Source organism: Bosea sp. 124, from assembly GCF_003046175.1.
Taxonomy (GTDB): Bacteria; Pseudomonadota; Alphaproteobacteria; order Rhizobiales; family Beijerinckiaceae; genus Allobosea.
The window spans coordinates 4,552,149-4,571,651 of sequence record NZ_PZZM01000001.1 but is presented as its reverse complement, the minus strand read 5'-3'; the positions used below and the strand labels follow the sequence as shown (position 1 = coordinate 4,571,651).

Sequence of the window (19,503 nt, the reverse complement as noted above, 5' to 3'; positions counted from 1 at the left end):
GCGACGCTAGACCATCGGGCCGGAAAGCGGAAACCCGGATGCACCCGGGCGCGTCATTACCGGGCCCAGCGAAGCGCAGACCCGGGAATCTCTTGCCGAGGGAGGCGCCCGTTTCAGGCAGGAGCCTTCGTGTCGCGAGATGCTCGGGCCGAGCCCAAGCATGACGTGCCTGACGACGCCGCGTCAGTCGATGTCCTCGACCTCGACTTCGGTGCCATAGACCCGCTGGGCCAGCGAGGCTTCCATGAACGGGTCGAGCGCGCCGTCGAGCACCTCGGAGGGCGCCGTCGAGCTGACGCCGGTCCGCAAGTCCTTCACCAGCTGATAGGGCTGCAGCACATAGGAGCGGATCTGGTGGCCCCAGCCGATATCGGTCTTGGAGGCCTGCTCGGCATTCGCCTTGTCCTCGCGCTTCTTCAGCTCGACCTCGTAGAGGCGCGCGCGCAGCATGTCCCAGGCCTTGGCCTTGTTCTTGTGCTGCGAGCGCTCCTGCTGGCACGACACCGCGATCCCCGACGGGATGTGAGTGATGCGCACGGCCGAATCGGTCGTGTTGATATGCTGCCCGCCCGCGCCCTGCGCGCGATAGGTGTCGATCCGGCAATCCGATTCGTTGATGTCGATGACGATGCGGTCGTCGACCACCGGATAGACCCAGACCGACGCGAACGACGTCTGTCTCCTGGCATTCGAATCGAACGGCGAAATCCGCACCAGCCGATGCACGCCGCTCTCCGTCTTCAGCCAGCCATAGGCGTTATGGCCCTTGAACTGCAGCGTCGCCGACTTGATGCCCGCCGTGTCGCCGTCCTGGTATTCCAGCGTCTCGACCTTGAACTTCCGCCGTTCGCCCCAGCGCCGATACATGCGCAGCAGCATCTCGGCCCAGTCCTGGCTTTCGGTGCCGCCAGCGCCGGGGTGGATTTCGAGATAGGTGTCGAGCATGTCGGCTTCGCCCGAGAGCAGAGTCTCGACCTGCCGGCGTGCCGCCTCGACCTCCACCGCCTTGATACCCGCCTCGCCCTCGCTGATCGAGGCAGCGTCATCCTCCATCTCGCCGAGTTCGATGAAGGTCAGCGCGTCTTCGAGATCGCGTTCGAGCTTGGTGATGCCCTCGATCTGGTCCTCGAGCGAGGTCCGCTCGCGCATCAGCTTCTGCGCGGCGTCGGCATCGTTCCAGAAATCGGGGCCTTCGGAGAGGGCGTTCAGTTCCGCGAGGCGGCGTTGCGCGACATCCCAGTCAAAGATGCCTCCTCAGCAGTCCGATCGACTGCTTGGCGTTGTCGAGCTGGGTCTGGATTTCTGGGCGCATGCGAAGAGCCTTGGTCAAAATACGAGAGGCTGGGATAGGGGCGAACAGCCCGGCTGTAAACCGGCCGGCGCCGTCACCCGTCATGCTCGCCTTGGGGCGAGCATTCCTGTCTTGAACACCGCATGGGATCGGCGAGGACGCACCTGGTCGCGGCGAGCCCGACCAAAACGGACGAAACCGTCAGTACAGTCCGCCCGTTCCGGAGCCGACGCCACGACCGCCGCCCGGCGCGACGCTGAACGGCGTCGTGCCGTCGCCCGCCACGCCGATCACCGAATAGCTGTCCGGCGGTGCCGTGCCCGGCTTGAAGGCTTCGAGGATGCCGCCCTCGCCGCCCGAGCGCATGCCGGTCTTGGGGTCGACCCGGATCAGCTTGATGCCTGCCGGCACGCGGAACGGGGTCGCCGGCTTGTCCTTCAGCGCCGCCATCATGAAGTCGCGGAAGATCGGCGCGGCATACTGGCCGGCCGTCGCCGAGGTGCCGAGCGACTTCGGCTTGTCGAAGCCCATATAGACGCCGACCGCTAGATCGGGCGAGAATCCGACGAACCAGACGTCCTTGGCGTCGTTGGTCGTGCCTGTCTTGCCGGCGAGCGGCTTGCCGACCGACTTGACCACGGTCGCGGTGCCGGCATTGACCACGCCTTCCATGATCGAGACCATCTGGTAGGCGGTCAGCGGGTCGAGCACCTGATCGCGATTGTCGATCAGGCGCGGCTCGCGCTGGTCGGCCCATTTCTCGGCATTGCAGCCTTCGCAGATGCGCTGGTCGTGACGGAAGATGGTCGAGCCCCAGCGGTCCTGGATACGGTCGATCAGCGTCGGCCGGATCTTCCGGCCGCCATTGACCAGCATCGAATAGCCGGCCGTCATGCGCATGACCGTCGTCTCGCCCGCGCCAAGCGACATCGAGAGCACCGGCAGCATGTCGTCATAAACGCCGAAGCGGCGCGCATACTCCGCGATCAGCGGCATGCCGACATCCTTGGCGAGGCGCACCGTCATCAGGTTCTTCGAGAACTGGATGCCGTAGCGCAGCGTGCGCGGCCCGGTCGACTTGCCGTCGTAGTTGTCGGGCCGCCACATGCCGAGCCCGCCTCCCTGATCGATCTCGATCGGGGCATCGAGGATGATGCTGGACGGCGTGTAGCCGTTGTCGAGCGCCGTGGCGTAGACGAAGGGCTTGAAGGACGATCCCGGCTGGCGCAGCGCCTGCGTCGCCCGGTTGAACTCCGACTGATCGTGGCTGAAGCCGCCGACCATGGCGAGCACACGGCCGGAGAACGGGTCCATCACGGTGATCGCGCCGTTGACCTCGGGCAGTTGCCGCAGCCGGACCTGCCCCGGACGGTTGTCCATGGGCTCGACATAAACGACGTCGCCGACCGAAACGGCCTGCGAAACGCGCGCGCGACGCGTCCACTTGATGCCCTCGGCGCCCAGCGCGACCGTTTCGCGGTCGCTCTTCAGGTGGCCGGAGGTCTCGCGCAGCGGATGCAGGCCGAGACGAGCCGTGTCGCCCGCCACGTCGAGCACCACGGCCAGTCGCCAGGGCGCGACATCGCCGAGCACCGGCAGCTCGCCGATCGCCAGACCCCAGTCGCGGGCCGAGAGTTCGAGCTTCTGGATCGCGCCGCGCCAGCCGCGCGCCTCGTCGAAACGCACCAGCCCGTCGACCAGAGCCTTGCGCGCCATCAACTGCATCTTGGGATCGACGGTGGCGCGCACCGAAAGCCCGCCTTCGAGCAGCTTCTTCTCGCCATAGCGGTCCTGCAGCTCGCGCCGGATCTCCTCGGCGAAGTAGCCGGCTGCGATGTTGTTCGGCGAGACCGTGCGCGGATTGACGCCGAGCGGCTGGCTCTTGGCCGCATCGCCGGCAGCACGCGCGACGAAGCCGTTCTCGACCATGCGGTCGATGACGTAGTTGCGCCGCTCGATCGCGCGCTCGCGGTTGCGGAACGGGTGTAGATCGGTCGGCGCCTTCGGCAGCGCGGCCAGATAGGCGGCTTCCTGCAGGTTCAGCTCATGCACCGACTTGCCGAAATAGTTCAGCGCGGCCGCCGCGATGCCGTAGCTGCCCTGCCCCGGCGCCGGGGCGCCGAGATAGATCTCGTTCAGGTAGAGCTCGAGGATTTTGTCCTTGGAATAGGTCGCCTCGATTCGCAGCGCGACCAGCGCCTCACGAATCTTGCGCTCGATGTTCTGCTCGGACCCGACGAGGAAGTTCTTCGCCACCTGCTGGGTGATGGTCGAGGCGCCCTGCGGCCGGCGGCCGGCGGCACGATTGCGGAAATTGGTGATGGCCGCGCGCACGAGCCCTTCCGGATCGACGCCGACATGCTTGTAGAAGTTCTTGTCTTCGGCCGAGAGGTAAGCGTCGATGATCAGCTTCGGCACGGCCTGAATCGGCAGATAAAGCCGCCTTTCGCGGGCGAATTCCGCGATCAGCGAGCCGTCGCCGGCATGGACGCGCGTCATCACCGGCGGCTCGTAGTTCCGCAGCTGCGCGGAATCCGGCAGGTCCTTGGAGTAGTGCCAGAGGAACCCGGCCGCGCCGATCGCGCCGATCACGAAAACGATCGCGCCGGCGGCGAACAACCATCCGAACATTCGCAGGATAAAGCGCATCTCAGGCCCTGGCCCTTGCCGTTACCGCCCCGGTACTCCCGAAAGCAGCGTTTCGCAAATCACGTCTATAGCATCACGGACATGGCGGAACCGTGGCCTTGAGACCACATTTCGCAGCGCGCGACATCGCGGCAGGCGCCGTCAGCGCCCGTTCGCCGCCGCCTTGCCGACAGGCGCGCGCGGGCCGCCGAAATAGCCCTCCACGGCGGTGGCGACGGCCTCGACGGCCTTGCCGCGCCATTCCGCCGAATTGAGCAGTTCGGCATCCTTCGGGCTCGACATGTAGCCGAGCTCGATAAGCACGGAAGGCACGTCGGGAGCGCTCAGCACACGAAATCCGGCCGAGCGCAGCGGCACCTTGTGCATCTTCACCGAGCCGCCGAGCTTCTCGACGAGGTTGCGTGCGAACACCGCCGAGAAAGTTCGCGTCTCGCGCTTGGCAAGGTCCATAAGGATGCCGGCGACATCTTGCATGTCTTCGCTGGCCTCGAGCCCCGCCACCGCGTCGGCCTGGTTTTCCTTCGCTGCAAGCCTCGCAGCCTCGGCGTCGGTCGCCCGCTCCGAACCGGTATAGACCGTCGCGCCGCGCACCTCCTGCGCCTGCGTCAACGAATCGGCATGGATCGAGATGAAGAGATCGGCCCCGGCCGCCCTGGCGATGCCGACGCGCTCGGCCAGCGGCACGAAGCGGTCGTCGTCGCGCGTCATCAGCACGCGGTAGCGTCCGCTCGCCTCGAGCTGCTTCTTGAGCTTGGCGCCGAAGGCGAGCACGACCGCCTTCTCGGCGATCGACGCCACGACGGCGCCCGGGTCGATGCCGCCATGGCCGGGATCTATGACGATGGTCTGGCGGCTCTCGCCCGCGGGCTTGGCCGGCGGGGGGATGGCAGCCGTGGCCTCGGGATTGCGCGACGGCGTCTTCGCGACGGCAGCCTGGAACTCTGCCCGCGTCGCGCGGCGCAGTTCGATCACGAGCTCGCCGAAGCCGCCACGGACCGGCCGCGATTCGGCTTTCACCACGACAGCCGGCTGCGCCAGGTCGATGATGATGCGGGCCCTGTCCGCCGTGAACAGCCCGAAGCGGAAAGCGCTGACGACGCCTGCGCTCTTGCGCGCCGCGGCCGGCTGCACCTGGAAATTGGTCGAGGGCATGTCGATGACGACCCTGTCCGGCCCCGCCAGGACCGAGGCACCGACCTCGACCGGGCGCGACAGCGCCATCGTCAGCCGCACCGTCTCGCCCGACTGCTCGAGCCTGGCATCGGTCGCGACCGGGAATTCGCTCTGCGGACGGCCATTGCCCTGCGCGACCGCGGCGCCCGCGAGCCCCAGCCAGAGGCAGGCGGCGAACCATGTCGGCACGGACGCCCCCGCACGCCTCGGGCGGATCCGGAAAAGGATTGAGGGAGGCGTCAGGTCAATGAATCCCGAGCTGTCGTCACCAAAGCTTAACCATAGCGACGCGACATCCTAACAGTCGGTTACCACGCCGGCACCTGCCGGTGAACCGGCCGGCGCGAAGGGCAGGTCGATCCCGGCGCGATGTGACTTGCAAATCACTGTCACCTGTCTGTAATGGGGATGGTTGCCTTACAGGGCCGCCCATGGTGCGCATCCGGATCCGAGGATCCGTCGGCGTCCGGGGCATGCCTGGCCGGCCGGCCCATCCGGGTTCGGCGGCATGAGGTCAACTGCAACGGATCGTCCGCAGACGGCCGGAGCCAGGTGCCCGTGTTTTTCAGCATCAGGCCAACGTCTCGCGAGCGTGCAAACGCGGCGTGCTTCGTCTTTTTTGGGCAGGCGCGCCGCAGGTCAGGACAGATGTCGGGGCATACGACGCCGCATAGATCATCGGTGAATCGTCAATACCTGCGGGACTGCGCCGGGCTTTTCGCCCAGCCGGATTTCCCGAGCCGCTTTTCTGTCTCGATTGAACACTTCCCCGTCCCAGACGCCGGCTCGCGCCGGCTTTTGCTCCTGCAACATGCCGGCTTCCGCCGGCCTATGCGCGGCGCCCCTGCCCGCGGCAGCGGATTGTTGTCCGCAGCCCGGCGGGTATCGCTGGCGGCCGCGCCCTTGGAAAATTCATATGGCCAACAAGATGCTTATCGACGCCACCCACCCGGAAGAGACCCGGGTCGTGGTGGTCCGCGGATCGCGTATCGAGGAATTTGACTTCGAGGCCGCAAGCCGCAAGCCGCTCCGCGGCAACATCTATCTCGCCAAGGTGACGCGCGTGGAGCCTTCGCTCCAGGCTGCCTTCGTGGAGTATGGCGGCAACCGCCACGGCTTCCTCGCCTTCTCCGAAATCCACCCCGACTACTACCAGATCCCGGTCGCCGACCGTCAGGCTCTGCTTGCCGACGAGGCCCGTGCCGAGCGTGAGGACGAGCGCGACGAGGAGAAGCGCGAGAAGCGCGGCCGTCGTGATCGCGGCCGCCGTGGCGATCGTGACGGGCGCGCCAAGAAGGCCGCCGCCGACGAGACCGTCAGCGCCGAGGTCGACGAGAATGGCGCGGTCGAGACCGACGGCAAGGAAGCCGCGATGGTCAACGAGGGCGCTCCCGCCTTTGGCGAGGAATTCGCTCCGGCCGTCGCCGAGTCGGCAAGCGAAGAGGTGGCGGAGAACGCCGCGCCCCTGACCTTCGAGACCCGCGGCGACGAGACTGAAACCGCCGAGACCGAGGATGCGGAAGCCCGCAAGCCTTCGGACGACGATGATTCCGGCGAGAACGGCGACGACGCCGAGCAGGACGAGCCCGAGCAGCTCGGCGGTGGCGACGCCCTCGACGACATGCCCGAGCGCCCGCAGCGCAGCTCGCGCCGCCAGTACAAGATCCAGGAGGTGATCAAGCGCCGCCAGATCATCCTGGTCCAGGTCGTCAAGGAGGAGCGCGGCAACAAGGGCGCGGCCCTGACCACCTATCTCTCGCTCGCCGGCCGTTATTCGGTGCTGATGCCCAACACCGGCAAGGGCGGCGGCATCTCGCGCAAGATCACCAACACCGAGGACCGCAAGCGCCTCAAGGAGATCGCCCAGGAGCTCGAGGTTCCCGAGGGGATGGGCCTGATCCTGCGGACTGCCGGTGCGTCCCGCACGAAAGTCGAGATCAAGCGCGATTACGAATACCTGATGCGGATGTGGGAGAGCGTGCGCGAGCTGACGCTGGCCTCCGTCGCCCCGGCGCTGGTCTATGAGGAGGGCAACCTCGTCAAGCGCTCGATCCGCGACCTCTACAACAAGGACATCGACGAGGTTCACGTCGCCGGCGACGAGGCCTATCGCGAGGCCAAGGACTTCATGCGCATGCTCATGCCGAGCCATGCCAAGAGCGTGAAGGCCTATCGCGAGCAGACGCCGCTCTTTGCCTCCTTCGGCATCGAGAGCCAGCTCGACGCGATGTTCTCCAACACCGTCACGCTGAAATCCGGCGGCTACATCGTGATCAACCAGACCGAGGCGCTGGTCGCGATCGACATCAACTCGGGGCGCTCGACCCGCGAGCACAATATCGAGGACACCGCCCTCAAGACCAATCTCGAAGCGGCGGAGGAAATCTCCCGCCAGCTCCGCCTGCGCGACCTTGCCGGCCTCATCGTGATCGATTTCATCGACATGGAGGAGAACCGCAACAACCGCGCCGTCGAGAAGAAGTTGAAGGACTGCCTCAAGGACGACCGCGCCCGCATCCAGGTCGGCCGGATCTCGGCCTTCGGCCTGCTCGAGATGTCGCGCCAGCGCATCCGCACCGGCGTTCTTGAGAGCTCCTCCGTGCCCTGCCCGCATTGCGCCGGCGCCGGCATGATGCGCTCCTCCTCTTCGGTCGCGCTGCAGATCCTGCGCGCGCTGGAGGAGACGCTGATCAAGAGCGCCTCGCACAACCTCACCGTCCGGACCCGTCCGGAGGTCGCGCTCTATGTGCTCAACCAGAAGCGCGCCCATCTCGCCGATCTCGAGGCGCGCTTTGCCATCGCCATCAGCGTCACGGTCGACGCCACCCTGCTCGGCACCCGCTATTTCGAGGTCGAGCGCGGCGAGTTCGTCGGTAATGAGGGCCGGATCGTTCCCAGCGGCATCAAGGCCGAGGCCGTGATCTCCGATGTCGACGACGAGGCTCTCGACGCAGCCGCCGAAGCCGAGGCGCTCGATGCCGAGAATGGTCCTGTCGAGGTCGAAACGGCCGAGGACGATCCGCGCGAGGCCAGACCCGAGGGCGAGGCCCGCGGCGAAGGCGGGCGCAAGCGCCGTCGCCGTCGCCGGCGGCGGCGTGGCGGCGAGCGTGACGCCAATGGCGTCCGTCTCGACGGCGGCAGCGACGATGCGGACGGTGACGAAGACGGCGATGAGGACGGCGACGAGCAGGGCAGCGATGCTTCGAGCGACGGCGCCGTGATCGCAGCCGAACCCGAGCAGGCCGCGCCGGTCGCAGCCGAAGCGCCCGAAGCGGCCGCCGAGGAGAAGCCCAAGCGTGCTCGCCGTGGCGGCCGCAAGCCCAAGGTCGCCGACGAGGCAACCCCGGCGGAACCGTTGGAAGCTGTCGCCGAGACGGTCTCCGCCCCTGCGCCCGAAGCCGAAGCGACCCCGGCCGAAGCGGCTCCCGCCGAGACCGAGAAGCCCAAGCGCAGCCGTTCGCGCAAGAAGGTCGTCCCGATCACGGAAGGCGGCGAAGCCTCCGAGCCCGTCGCCGCCGCGCCGGAGCCCAAATCTCCTGCCCCTGCCCCTGCGCCGGTCGAAGCTGTGGCCCCGGAAGCCGCGGCCCCGGAAGTCGCTCCCGAGCCCGCTCCGGCACCGCGTGTGGTCGAGGAGCCGGTCGCAGTCGTGCTGACCCCGCCCGACCCGGACCGCCCCAAGCGTGGCGGCTGGTGGAACAAGCTGGCCGGACGAGGCTGACGAACAAAAGGCCGCTGCGGAAAACCGCAGCGGCCTTTTTCTTGGACGATTTGCTCGGGAGGATGGATTGCCATGCCGCCACCCCGCACCCCGGAAGGCCCGATTCTGACAGGGGCCTGCCTGATCGCTCTGGCCGGACTGGCCTGGCTGGCTTTCGGCATCGTCGGCTGGCTCGGCGTCGGCACGCTCGGGCTGTTCGTTCTGTTCGTTGCCATCCGCATCGACCTGGAACGGGACCGACCCGTCGGCCCGCAGATGACGCCTGACCTCCATGCCAGCCAGTACCGCGCCGAGGCGCTGGCGAATGAGCGCGATCGGGCATCGCGGCGGTTCGATGTCGCCGCCCTCATGTCGGCCACGCGGCTCGGCATGCTGGCCGGAGCGACGCTGATTGCCGCTGGCTTCGGCATGCTGTTCCTGGCCTGAGCCGCCGTTCAGCCCGCCGCCGGCGCCAGCGGGCTCGGCGGTGGCAGCGCCGTGATCGCGGCCGCCCCTGACGCCGGAGCGCCCTCACCCCCGCGCACCGTGACGGCGTTCGACGCGAACGGCACCTTGGCCTCGTTCAGCGCGCGGTAGACGCGCTTCAGCGCCTCGCGCTGCAAGCTCGAAGCATAGGCTGGCTTGGACGTGAATTTCAGCCGAATCACGATAGCGATGTCCGTGATGTCGGCGACCCCCTGCATCTTGAGCTGAGCGATGAAGTTCGGCCCGTACTCCGGATCCTCCAGCAGCGCGAGCCCGACCTTCTTGATCGTCTTGCGGGCCAACTCGATGTCGGCGGAGTGGTCGAGCCGGATGTTGAACTTCACCGTCGCCCAGTCGCGGCTGGCATTGGTCAGCGACTGGATCTGCCCGAAGGGCACGGTATGGATCTGCCCGCTCTGGTGGCGCATCTGCATCGAGCGCAGGGAAATCTTCTCGACCGTGCCCTTGAGCCGCCCGGTATCGACATATTCGCCGACGCGGAAGGCATCCTCCAGCATGAAGAAGAAGCCGGAGACGATGTCGCGCACCAGCGCCTGCGAGCCGAAGGAGATGGCGAGGCCGAGAATACCGAAGCCGGCGAGCAGAGGGCCGATATCGACGCCGATCCGGGACAACACGACGAGGCCGGTCAAACCGAAGACGGCAGCCAGCACGACGCCGCGCAGCACCGGCATGACCGTCGCCAGCCGGGACGGCACGCTTTCCTCCACCGCGGCATCCTCGTCGATGGGCCCGCTCGTGCCGCGCCGGGGCGTATAGGCATCGAAAAAGGCGCGCAGGAACACGATCGCGACCCAGCCGAGGAAGACGAGGATCGCAAGGCCCGCCGCCTGGCGCGTGAACTCGGCGAACTGTGCCGAGCTGACGCCGAGCAGGAAGCTGGCCCAGAGCCGCGCCATCACATACAGCCCGCCGACCCAGATCAGGCCGCCCGCCGCCGCCCGGAGCGCGGAGCCTGCCGCCTGCGCCATCGGGGACGGCGGCGCGATCGCCGCCCGCATGGCCTGGCGGCAGGCGATCAGGCCGGTCACCCCGACCGCCAGCACCGGGGCCAGCACGATGATGATCTGGGTCAGGCTGGCGGCCTCGACGAAGCGCCCGCCGCCCGACATCATCGGCGCCGCCCGGCCGACCATCCAGATCGCGATGGCGCTGGCGATGTAGAACCAGGGCGCGCCCAGCGCCAGCAGGCGCAGGCCCGGTCCCGGCACGGGCTCGTAGCGCAAGATCAGCGTCGTCAGGTCATGACGCGCATCGAAGAACCACCAGACCTTGAACAGCGTGACCGCGAGGCTGGTGATTGCGACCAGCCCGGCAAGGGCCTGACGGTTGATGGCGACGTCCTGGATCAGCAAGGCGCTCGTCACCACGATCGGGGTCACGACGGCATAGATCGTCAGGATGGCGAAATGCCGTTCCGCGCGCGGCAGCGGCAGCAGCCTGCGATCCGGCGCACCGGGCGAGAGCAGGAAGCGGCCGACGGCGATGTAGGCGGCGCCGATGGCCGCCCCGTTCGCTGCGGTGCGGAAGGTGCTCATGGCCAGGTCGGCATCGGGAAGCCAGAAGACCCGCGTCAGGCGCGCCAGCGCCAGTGCCAACGCGATGCAGGCGAAATCCTGCAGCAGGCCATAGGCCGATGCGACCAGCCGTGCCGTCAGCTCCGGTCCGGTCGGGCGCATGCGCCGCGCGAACCATCCCGCCGTCGCGAGGCGAAACAGCAGCGCGCCGGCGAGCGCGATCGCCACCCCGGCCAGAATGCGCAAGCCCGCCGAGGGCCCGGTCGCGCCGTTGCGGTTGGCGGCCCAGCCTCGCCACCAATCCGTCGGCAGGTCCACGACATGCGGGATGGCCGCGTTGCCATGGTCGAAACCATCAACGAAATGATCCCAGAGTTCCTCGATCCGTGAATCGGCCGGAGCGGGCACGGCTGGAGGCGGCACGGCCGGTGCGGCGGACGCTGGCTTGGCCGGCGCCGGCACCGCAGCTTCCGCGCCGAGAACCCGAATTTCGACCCTGCGCCCGCCGGCGGCGAGCGCATCGACCAGCTTGCGGACGGTCTCGGGCGTCTCGTCGCCGCGCAGCGTCAGCGTGACCGGCGCATCCGCCTGTGCCGATACCGGGACTGGGGGAAACCAGCACAGCACTGCCAATGCAAAGGCTGCCAGCCATCGCGGCGCTGCGGGCAGCGCCCACCGTCGAACACCGTGCTGCAGCATCGCTTCCCGCCCCGATCGTCGCGGCGTGCCGGCCGCCTGCCGGGAGAATGCGGACGAGGCCGCGACCTTTGCAAGTGCGGATCTGCGGATGCCGCTCAGCGCCGCTTCAGCCAGCCACCGAGACGCGCGACCGCCTCCTCGCATTCGCCCAGCGACCCTGCGAAGGAGAGCCGCATCGTGCGCGCCCCCCGGCCCTCGTCGAAATCGAGCCCAGGCGTGATCGCGACGCCGGCTCCGTTGAGAACATCGCGGCAGAACGCCATGGAATCGTTGGAATAACGGCCGATGTCGCAATAGATGTAGAAGGCCCCGTCCACCGGCAGGAAATCGCCGAGCCCGATCTCGGGCAGTGCCTTCAGCAGATAGGCGCGGTTTTCGGCATAACCGGCCTTGATCGCCTCGCATTCGGCGGTGGCCTCGAATGCCGCCTCGCCCGCGACCTGGCTGAGATAGGGTACCGAAATCGAGAAATTCTGCTGCAACCGCTCGATCGTCCTGACCAACCGCTGGGGCACGACGAGCCAGCCGACGCGCCAGCCGGTCATGCAATAGTATTTCGAGAAGGAGTTGACGATGATCGCGTCGGGATCGGCAGAGAGTGCCGTCGTCGCCGGCTGGTCGTAGGTCAGCCCGTGATAGATTTCGTCGGAGATGTACCAGAGGCCAAGCCGCCGGCATTCGGCCGCGACGGCCGCGATGGCTTCGGGCGTCATCACCACGCCGGTCGGGTTGGCCGGGCTCATCGTCAGCACGCCGGCCAGCGGCTTCTCGCGATGCGCGCGTGCGATCAGCTCCGGCGTCAGCGCGAAACGGGTCTCGGGCCCGACCTCGATCGCGACCGGCTCGAGGCCGAGCGCGATCAGGATGTTGCGATAGGCGGGATAGCCCGGCGCCGTGATCGCGACGCGCGCGCCCGGCTGGAAACAGGCCAGGAAGGCCAGGATGAAGCCGCCCGACGAGCCCGTGGTGACGACGACGCGCTCTGCCGCCACATCGACGCCATAGGCTTCCCCGTAATGTCGGGCGATGCGCTCCCGCAGCGAATCCGTGCCCAGCGCCTGGGTGTATCCGATCCGGCCATCCTCCAGCGCCCGCGCGGCGGCGGCGCGGATCGTCGCCGGCGTCGGTGCCGAAGGCTGCCCCACCTCCATATGCACGACGGAACCGCCGCGGCGCTCGATCGCGGCGGCCTGATTCATCACATCCATCACGATGAAGGGTTGGACGCGGGCGGCTCGCGCCGCCGGCAGCAGCGTCTCCTGCGGCGCGAGCGCAAGCGGAAGATTGGGGTCTGGCATTGTCTCGTCCGGCAATGGATCTGTGCCGGCGGGCGTAGCCGACCCGTCCTCCGCTCGCAACCAGTGGCAAAGCTGTGAATTGACGCCCGTCACGTGACAGCCGAGAAGCGGGACAAAGCAGTGTTCAAGAACCCGGCAGTCGAGACAGCCTGCCGTCTCCGGCTGCGCCGCCGGAACCGAAAGGATAACCAGATGGCCCTCCCCACCCTGCCCCGCCGATTGAGTGGCATGCTCCGGCCGCTGGGCCTCGCGCTCTGCCTCGGCCTTGCTGTGGCAAACGCTCCTGCGCTGGCCCAGACGCAAACGCAAACGCAAACGCAAACGCCGGCGTCGGGCCTCACGGCGGAGCAGCGCAAGGCTGTGGTCGCGCTGATTCGCGAGACGCTGCTGCAGAACCCGGAGCTGATCCAGGAGGCGCTGGTCGAACTCGAGCGCCGCAACACGGTCGCCCAGGCCGATGCACAGCGCAGCGCCGTCACGGCCGAGAAGGCTCGCCTGCTCGACCCGGCGACCTCCGCGATCGTCGGCAACCCGCAAGGCGACGTCACCATCGTCGAGTTCATGGATTACAATTGCGGCTTCTGCAAAAGGGCGCTGGAGGATGTCCGCGCGCTCACCAAGGAAGACCCCAAGCTGAAGGTCGTGATCAAGGACTTCCCGATCCTCGGCCCCGATTCGGTTGAGGCGAGCCGCGTCGCGGTTGCGGCGATGGCTCAGCTCACCGGTCCCAAATATTTCGATTTCCACAACAAGCTGATGGCCACCAAGGGCCGGATCAACGGCGCCAAGGCGCTCGAGGTCGCCAAGGAATCGGGGGCCGACATCGAGCGGCTGAAGAAGGAGATGGAGTCGGCCCAGACCAGGGCGGTGATCGAGGATACGGTCGCGCTCGGCGACCGGCTCGGCCTCACCGGCACGCCGGCCTTCATTCTGGGTGACGAGGTGATCTTCGGCGCGGTCGGCCAGGCCGCCCTCAAGCAGAAGATCGAATCCGTCCGCAAATGCGGCAAGGCCACCTGCAACGGCTGAAGACCCTCCCGCGCGAGGGGCTGCGGGAATCCCGGCAGGCTTCCCCTGCCGGCCCGCAACGTCTATGAGGGCGGCGTCTGCCGCCTTCGCGCGGCGCTGGAAACAACCCGCGCCATGGTCGCCGTCCACGTTCTCAACGGACCCAATCTCAATCTGCTCGGCACCCGTGAACCCGCCACCTACGGCGCGGTGACGCTGGCCGGCGTCGAGGAGCGGCTGAAGGCCCGGGCGACGGCCGCCGGCGTCGAACTCTCGTTCAGGCAGACGAATTACGAAGGCGAGCTGGTCAGCTTCATCCAGGAGGCAGGCCTCGCCGGTGCCGGCGTCATCATCAATGCCGGCGCCTACACACACACCTCGGTGGCGCTGCGCGACGCGATCAAGGGCACCGAGGCGCTCGCCATTGAGGTCCACGTCTCCAACGTCCATGCCCGCGAGGAATTCCGGCACCATTCCTACATGGCGCCGGTCTGCGTCGGCGTGATCTGCGGCTTCGGCGTGGCGAGCTACGACCTTGCTTTCGACGCGATCGTGCCGCTTCTGCAGAAGCGCGCGGCCAAACCTGCGGCCTGATCCGCGGATTCCGTTCACAGCGGGCGCATCCAGCACCCGTTTCAAGACCACCCCGATCCAAGACCACGAAGACGGTGACCCCGCCATGGCGACCAAGAGCCCGATCGACCCCGAACTGGTCCGCGAACTCGCGCAGCTCCTGAACGAGACCGATCTCACCGAGATCGAGGTCGAGAAGGGTGATCTGCGCGTCCGCGTGGCGCGCACCATCACCGCGACCGTCCAGGTTCCCGCCGCTGCTGCCCCGGTTCTTGCCGCTGCGCTCGCACCGGCCGTCGCCGCGCCGGTCGACGGCAAGCCTCCGGCCGCCCATCCGGGTGCTGTGCCCTCGCCGATGGTCGGCACCGCCTATCGCCGGCCCTCGCCCGACGCCAAGCCCTTCGTCGAGATCGGCTCGGTGGTGAAGGCGGGCGAGCGCGTGCTCCTCGTCGAGGCGATGAAGACCTTCAACGACATCGTCGCCCCGCGCGCCGGCAAGATCGTTGCGATCATGGTCGAGGACGGGCAGCCTGTGGAATATGGCGAGCCGCTCTTGGTGATCGAGTGAGCGGCGCGCGAGACGGCACCTTCAAGATGTTCGACAAGATCCTGATCGCCAACCGGGGTGAGATCGCGCTGAGGGTCCTGCGCGCCGCCAAGGAACTCGGCATCGCCACCGTCGCGGTCCATTCCACCGCCGACGCCAATGCCATGCATGTGCGCCTCGCCGACGAGAGCGTCTGCATCGGCCCGCCAAGCGCGCGCGAGAGCTATCTGAACATCCCGGCCCTGATCGCAGCCTGCGAGATCACGGGCGCGGACGCGGTCCATCCCGGCTACGGTTTCCTCTCGGAGAACGCACGCTTCGCCGAGATCCTCGAGCGGCACAACATCACCTTCATCGGCCCCAAGGCCGAGCATATCCGCAGCATGGGCGACAAGATCGAGGCCAAGCGCACGGCCAAGGCGCTCGGCATCCCCTGCGTGCCCGGCTCCGAGGGCGGTGTCACCGACGATGGCGAGGCCTTGCGCATCGCCGCCGAGATCGGCTTCCCCGTCATCATCAAGGCGGCTTCGGGCGGCGGCGGCAAGGGCATGAAGGTCGTGCGCAACGAGGACGAGATGTCCGTCGCGCTCTCCACCGCACGCACCGAGGCCAAGGCCAATTTCGGCGACGACGCCGTCTATATCGAGAAATATCTCGAGAAGCCCCGTCATATCGAAATCCAGGTCCTCGGCGACGGCAAGGGCCACGCGATCCATCTGGGCGAGCGCGACTGCTCGCTGCAGCGGCGCCACCAGAAGGTCTGGGAGGAAGGCCCCTCGCCCGCGCTCAACGCCGGCGAACGTGATCGGATCGGCAACATCTGCGCTGCCGCGATGGCCAAGCTCGGCTATCTCGGCGCCGGCACGATCGAGTTCCTCTACGAGGAGGGCGAGTTCTACTTCATCGAGATGAACACGCGCATCCAGGTCGAGCATCCGGTCACCGAGATGATCACCGGGATCGACCTCGTCAACGAACAGATCCGGATCGCTGCCGGCGCGCCGCTCTCGATCCAGCAGAAGGACGTCGTCATCGAGGGCCATGCCATCGAATGCCGCGTCAATGCCGAGCATCCGGCGACTTTCCGCCCGTCGCCTGGCAGGATCGTCTCGTTCCACACGCCCGGCGGCCTCGGCGTCCGCGTCGATTCCGCCGCCTATCAGGGCTATGTCATTCCGCCGCATTACGATTCGCTGGTCGGCAAGCTGATCGTGCATGGCCGCAACCGGGCCGAATGCCTGATGCGCCTGCGCCGTTCGCTCGACGAGTTCGTCGTCGACGGCGTCGACACGACCCTGCCGCTGTTTCGCACGCTGGTCCGCAACCAGGACATCCTCAACGGCGACTACAACATCCACTGGCTCGAGAAATTCCTCGCGGCCGGTGGGATGGACGAGACGAGCGAAGGCTGAGAGGCAGGGCGACGTCACGGTCGGGCGTCACCCGTCATGCTCGCCCTTGTGGCGAGCATCCACGTCTGAACTCGACGCTCGACCAGCGAAGGCGTAGATGGTCGGGACCGGCCCGACCATGACGGGGGCGGCGGCTTTATCCGTTTGACTCAAAACCTGCGCCGCGCTCCCCTGCCCCGATGAAGGCCCGCGCCATCCCCGTCCGCTCGCCCGACATCACGCCCGAGATCATGCTGCGCGCCTATGCCGCCGGCATCTTCCCGATGGCGGAGACTGCGGACGATCCGAACCTGTTCTGGGTCGAACCGGAATTGCGCGGCGTCATCCCGCTCGACCGCTTCCATCTGCCGGCGCGGCTGGCGCGCACCGTGCGTGCCGACCGCTTCGAGATCAGGGTCGACAGCGCTTTCGAGGCGGTCATCGCCGCCTGCGCCGAAGCCCGGCCGGATCGGCCCGAGACCTGGATCAACGACCGTATCCGCGAAATCTTCGGGGCGCTGTTCCGGCTCGGCCACGTCCATACGGTCGAGTGCTGGCAGGACGATCGCCTCGTCGGCGGTCTCTACGGGCTGTCGCTCGGCGGCGCCTTCTTCGGTGAAAGCATGTTCCACCGTGTGACCGATGCCTCGAAGGTTGCGCTGGTCCATCTCGTCGCGCGTCTGAGGCAAGGTGGCTACAGCCTGCTCGACGCCCAGTTCCAGACGGCCCATCTCGCCCAGTTCGGCACGCAGGAGGTGCCGCGCGCCGCCTATCAGGGCCTGCTCGAACGCGCGATCGTGGTGCCGGGCGACTGGGACGTCTGGCCGCCCCGCGAGCGCGTCGGCGGCGCGCAGGCCCTGGCCGCGCTCCAGCCGGACTGAAGTGCGGACCTCAATTGCCGCCGGTCGGGTCACGGCCGGGATTGGTCGGGAAGAAGCGCTGCCGCGGCGCCTGACGCGGCGCCACCGGCACGCCCTGCGGCGGCAGCACGTCGATGCGCCCTCCCGGCGGCGTCAGGATATCGTCGCGACCGCCCGGAGGCGGCAGGCCGGGTTGCTGGTTCACGTCGCGGGCCGGCGCCGTGCGCGGCCGGCGCGGCTCGTCCGCGATCGGAGCCTCCGGCTCCTTCGGATCGACGACGAGTTCGGTGCCGCCTTTGCAGTCGGTCAGCCAGACGTCGTAGATCGCGTGCTCGACGCCGTGCAGGCCTGGGCTCGCCGCATACATCCAGCCGGTGAAGATGCGCCGGTACTCGTTGGTGAAGGTGACCTCGTCGACCTCGGTGAAGCTCGTCGTCTGCGGCGCCTCGGTCGGCGGCCGCGTCCAGCAGACGCGCGGTGTCAGTTGCAGCGCACCGAACTGCACCGTCTCGTCGACCGCGACCTCGAAGGAGATGATCCGGCCGGTGATCTTGTCGAGCCCGGCGAACACCGCCGTCGGGTTGCGGATGCGGTCGGCGGCGGCCGGGCCGGTCAGCGCGAGCGACAGAAGCGTGGTCGAGACCAGGCCGGCCAGAACCGGAAAGCGATGGGGCGACGGCATGGCAGCCTTGCGAATCTCTGCGAGGGCGCGGGCAAGCCGCGACGCGCGCAGTAACACGTCAATCGCAGCGGAAAAAGGGCGCGGGGCAAGGACGGGTGGCCGCGCCACCCGGCGAAGTCTCAGCGGCCCGGGGTCCAGGCTTCGTAGTCGCCCGTCGCGGCCGGGCGCTCGCCCTCCGCCAGGGTCGAGCCCTTGGGCCGGTAGGCCAGCGCCGTCCCGGTCCAGTTCTGCTGGTGCGGCTGCTGCCACTCGCGCGGCTCGTAGCGCTCCTCGGAGGGCGCGACATCGACGGTGTGATGCAGCCAGCCGTTCCAGCCTGCCGGAATCGTCGAGGCCTCCGCCTCGCCGTTGTAGATGACCCAGCGGCGCTGGAAGCCGAGCGCCTTGTCCTTCACCCCGCCCTTGGTGCGGTAATAGACATTGCCGAACTCGTCCGCGCCGACGCGCTCGCCGAAGCGCCAGGTGTGGAAGCGCGTGCCGATGGTCTGGCCGTTCCACCAGGTGAAGATCTGCAGCAGCCAGGGCTTCATGGGAGTATCCGGTCGGTTTATCTGCCCGACTTATGAAGAGGCGTGGCTGCGCTGTCCAGTCCGCAGCCGCCTCGCCGGCAGCGCTGGGTTCAGATCCGGCATGCTTCCATCGTGAAGAACTTGCGCATCGCGCCATCTTCGCCACGGCGCGGGGTGCGCAGGCCGCGCGGCCCGTCCTCGCGGATCAGCATGTTGCCCGGCAGGAGACGGTCGCCCGATCGCTGCAGGCTGAGCACGATCTCCGTCTTCGGCAGCTCTGTCCGCATCGCCTGCTTCCTGGTCTCCATTGCAGCCAGGGTGGCGGCCTCATTGGCGACACGCAGTGTCAGCCGCACCTCGTTTCGCTCGATTCGCGCATCGACGATGTCGAAGGTCGCGATGGTCCGGGCATCGCGGCGAAACTGCACGCTCGTCCTGTCGAACCGGAAGGCGCGGGATTCACAGCCGAACGGGCTGTCCACGGGACGCCACCAGCCGGCGAAGGCAGGCGCAAGCGGCTCCTCGGCCGGCGTGCACGCCGCCAGCAGGATCGGCACAGCCAGGGCGAACCCGGCCAAGGCGAGGTGGCGCATGGCTGACAATCCCTTCGCCGGGGACGATGCCATGCCCGCCCCTAAGATCCGGTTTGTGACGGCGCGCGCATTCCAGCGATCGCAGAAACCAAACCGCCACGATTCGGCCTCGATTCGCTTTGCCGCCAACGATGACCCGGCGGGGTTCAACCTCGCATGGTTTCAAGCACTTGATCGCGCCGGCGCAGATGCAGCCTTCGCTATCCCCTGCCGCCGCGCCCCGGCAACCGCCGGTTAACCAGGATCGACGGCATTTGAGGGATTTATTCGGCCGGGGATTGTGGCAATCTCGCAGCATTGCGGAAATCCTCCCGCGATTCCCAAGGCTTAGCAGGCGCCTTGAAACTTATCCCCATAACCCACACATCCCTACCAGATGTCGTGCCCACAGGCTTTGTGCGGCACTAATCCTTGACTGAAAGCCCCATCCGGGACTAGGTTTTGACAGTCGCGTGACGGCCGGCGGAAACGCCAATCGACACCCGCGCAAGAGTTTCCAGAGGGGTCGA

15 protein-coding genes are annotated in these 19,503 nt (G+C 67.6%); 7 read left to right on the top strand and 8 right to left on the bottom strand.

Going from position 1 to position 19,503, the window contains the following annotated elements; all coding sequences use genetic code 11:
* Positions 1 to 183: 183 nt before the first annotated feature.
* The 3 genes from prfB to C8D03_RS21645 all read right to left on the bottom strand — a co-directional run bounded on the left by prfB (position 184) and on the right by C8D03_RS21645 (position 5,302).
* Positions 184 to 1,312, bottom strand: a protein-coding gene (prfB, locus tag C8D03_RS21655) for a peptide chain release factor 2 (protein ID WP_108049594.1) whose coding sequence is annotated in 2 segments (ribosomal slippage) — positions 184 to 1,242 and positions 1,244 to 1,312 — 1,128 coding nt in all. Because the reading frame shifts where the segments join, the coding sequence is not laid out codon by codon here.
* A gap of 180 nt (positions 1,313 to 1,492) precedes the next feature.
* Complete coding sequence (locus C8D03_RS21650) at positions 1,493 to 3,940, bottom strand: penicillin-binding protein 1A (protein WP_108049592.1); 2,448 nt, start codon at positions 3,938 to 3,940, stop codon at positions 1,493 to 1,495.
* 141 nt (positions 3,941 to 4,081) lie between these two features.
* On the bottom strand, positions 4,082 to 5,302 hold the full coding sequence (locus tag C8D03_RS21645) for an N-acetylmuramoyl-L-alanine amidase (protein WP_108049590.1): 1,221 nt from the start codon (positions 5,300 to 5,302) through the stop codon (positions 4,082 to 4,084).
* A gap of 727 nt (positions 5,303 to 6,029) precedes the next feature.
* Here C8D03_RS21645 and C8D03_RS21640 point away from each other — a divergent pair.
* Together C8D03_RS21640 and C8D03_RS21635 are read left to right on the top strand one after the other, a co-directional pair.
* On the top strand, positions 6,030 to 8,831 hold the full coding sequence (locus tag C8D03_RS21640) for a ribonuclease E/G (protein ID WP_108049588.1): 2,802 nt from the start codon (positions 6,030 to 6,032) through the stop codon (positions 8,829 to 8,831).
* Between the two features lie 72 nt (positions 8,832 to 8,903).
* Entirely contained in the window at positions 8,904 to 9,257 is a 354-nt protein-coding gene (locus C8D03_RS21635) for a hypothetical protein (protein WP_108049586.1), read from the top strand.
* 8 nt (positions 9,258 to 9,265) lie between these two features.
* Here C8D03_RS21635 and C8D03_RS21630 read toward each other — a convergent pair whose 3' ends face one another.
* Complete coding sequence (locus C8D03_RS21630) at positions 9,266 to 11,461, bottom strand: mechanosensitive ion channel family protein (RefSeq protein WP_248308721.1); 2,196 nt, start codon at positions 11,459 to 11,461, stop codon at positions 9,266 to 9,268.
* A 167-nt stretch (positions 11,462 to 11,628) separates the two neighbouring features.
* Entirely contained in the window at positions 11,629 to 12,831 is a 1,203-nt protein-coding gene (locus C8D03_RS21625; RefSeq protein ID WP_108049582.1) for a pyridoxal phosphate-dependent aminotransferase, read from the bottom strand.
* Positions 12,832 to 13,023: 192 nt separating this feature from the next.
* Here C8D03_RS21625 and C8D03_RS21620 point away from each other — a divergent pair, with 192 nt between their 5' ends.
* From C8D03_RS21620 to aat, 5 genes are all read left to right on the top strand, one after another.
* Complete coding sequence (locus C8D03_RS21620; protein ID WP_248308565.1) at positions 13,024 to 13,860, top strand: DsbA family protein; 837 nt, start codon at positions 13,024 to 13,026, stop codon at positions 13,858 to 13,860.
* Between the two features lie 114 nt (positions 13,861 to 13,974).
* Entirely contained in the window at positions 13,975 to 14,433 is a 459-nt protein-coding gene (gene aroQ, locus C8D03_RS21615) for a type II 3-dehydroquinate dehydratase (protein WP_108049579.1), read from the top strand.
* Positions 14,434 to 14,518: 85 nt separating this feature from the next.
* Positions 14,519 to 14,980, top strand: coding sequence for an acetyl-CoA carboxylase biotin carboxyl carrier protein (gene accB, locus C8D03_RS21610; protein WP_108049576.1), 462 nt, complete (start codon positions 14,519 to 14,521; stop codon positions 14,978 to 14,980).
* 26 nt (positions 14,981 to 15,006) lie between these two features.
* A complete protein-coding gene (gene accC / locus C8D03_RS21605; RefSeq protein WP_108051877.1) occupies positions 15,007 to 16,371 on the top strand; it encodes an acetyl-CoA carboxylase biotin carboxylase subunit in 1,365 nt (454 codons plus the stop codon).
* 179 nt (positions 16,372 to 16,550) lie between these two features.
* On the top strand, positions 16,551 to 17,231 hold the full coding sequence (aat, locus tag C8D03_RS21600; RefSeq protein WP_108049574.1) for a leucyl/phenylalanyl-tRNA--protein transferase: 681 nt from the start codon (positions 16,551 to 16,553) through the stop codon (positions 17,229 to 17,231).
* Between the two features lie 10 nt (positions 17,232 to 17,241).
* On the opposite strand, the gene C8D03_RS21595 is transcribed toward aat, so the two are convergent.
* The 3 genes from C8D03_RS21595 to C8D03_RS21585 form a co-directional block, all read right to left on the bottom strand.
* Positions 17,242 to 17,892 (bottom strand): DUF2155 domain-containing protein, encoded by a 651-nt coding sequence (locus tag C8D03_RS21595; protein ID WP_108049573.1) that lies wholly within the window; start codon positions 17,890 to 17,892, stop codon positions 17,242 to 17,244.
* Positions 17,893 to 18,011: 119 nt separating this feature from the next.
* A complete protein-coding gene (locus C8D03_RS21590) occupies positions 18,012 to 18,422 on the bottom strand; it encodes an NADH:ubiquinone oxidoreductase subunit NDUFA12 (protein WP_108049571.1) in 411 nt (136 codons plus the stop codon).
* Between the two features lie 89 nt (positions 18,423 to 18,511).
* Positions 18,512 to 19,144: a hypothetical protein gene (locus tag C8D03_RS21585; RefSeq protein WP_146170255.1), complete on the bottom strand. Its 633-nt coding sequence runs from the start codon at positions 19,142 to 19,144 to the stop codon at positions 18,512 to 18,514.
* Positions 19,145 to 19,503 lie beyond the last annotated feature (359 nt).

Excerpts from the sequence above, each read along its gene's own strand:
- C8D03_RS21650 (WP_108049592.1), bottom strand. The coding sequence starts at position 3,940 with ATGCGCTTTATCCTGCGAATGTTCGGATGGTTGTTCGCCGCCGGCGCG.
- C8D03_RS21640 (WP_108049588.1), top strand. The coding sequence starts at position 6,030 with ATGGCCAACAAGATGCTTATCGACGCCACCCACCCGGAAGAGACCCGG.
- C8D03_RS21635 (WP_108049586.1), top strand. The coding sequence starts at position 8,904 with ATGCCGCCACCCCGCACCCCGGAAGGCCCGATTCTGACAGGGGCCTGC.
- C8D03_RS21625 (WP_108049582.1), bottom strand. The coding sequence starts at position 12,831 with ATGCCAGACCCCAATCTTCCGCTTGCGCTCGCGCCGCAGGAGACGCTG.
- C8D03_RS21620 (WP_248308565.1), top strand. The coding sequence starts at position 13,024 with ATGGCCCTCCCCACCCTGCCCCGCCGATTGAGTGGCATGCTCCGGCCG.
- aroQ (WP_108049579.1), top strand. The coding sequence starts at position 13,975 with ATGGTCGCCGTCCACGTTCTCAACGGACCCAATCTCAATCTGCTCGGC.
- accB (WP_108049576.1), top strand. The coding sequence starts at position 14,519 with ATGGCGACCAAGAGCCCGATCGACCCCGAACTGGTCCGCGAACTCGCG.
- accC (WP_108051877.1), top strand. The coding sequence starts at position 15,007 with ATGTTCGACAAGATCCTGATCGCCAACCGGGGTGAGATCGCGCTGAGG.
- aat (WP_108049574.1), top strand. The coding sequence starts at position 16,551 with ATGAAGGCCCGCGCCATCCCCGTCCGCTCGCCCGACATCACGCCCGAG.
- C8D03_RS21595 (WP_108049573.1), bottom strand. The coding sequence starts at position 17,892 with ATGCCGTCGCCCCATCGCTTTCCGGTTCTGGCCGGCCTGGTCTCGACC.
- C8D03_RS21590 (WP_108049571.1), bottom strand. The coding sequence starts at position 18,422 with ATGAAGCCCTGGCTGCTGCAGATCTTCACCTGGTGGAACGGCCAGACC.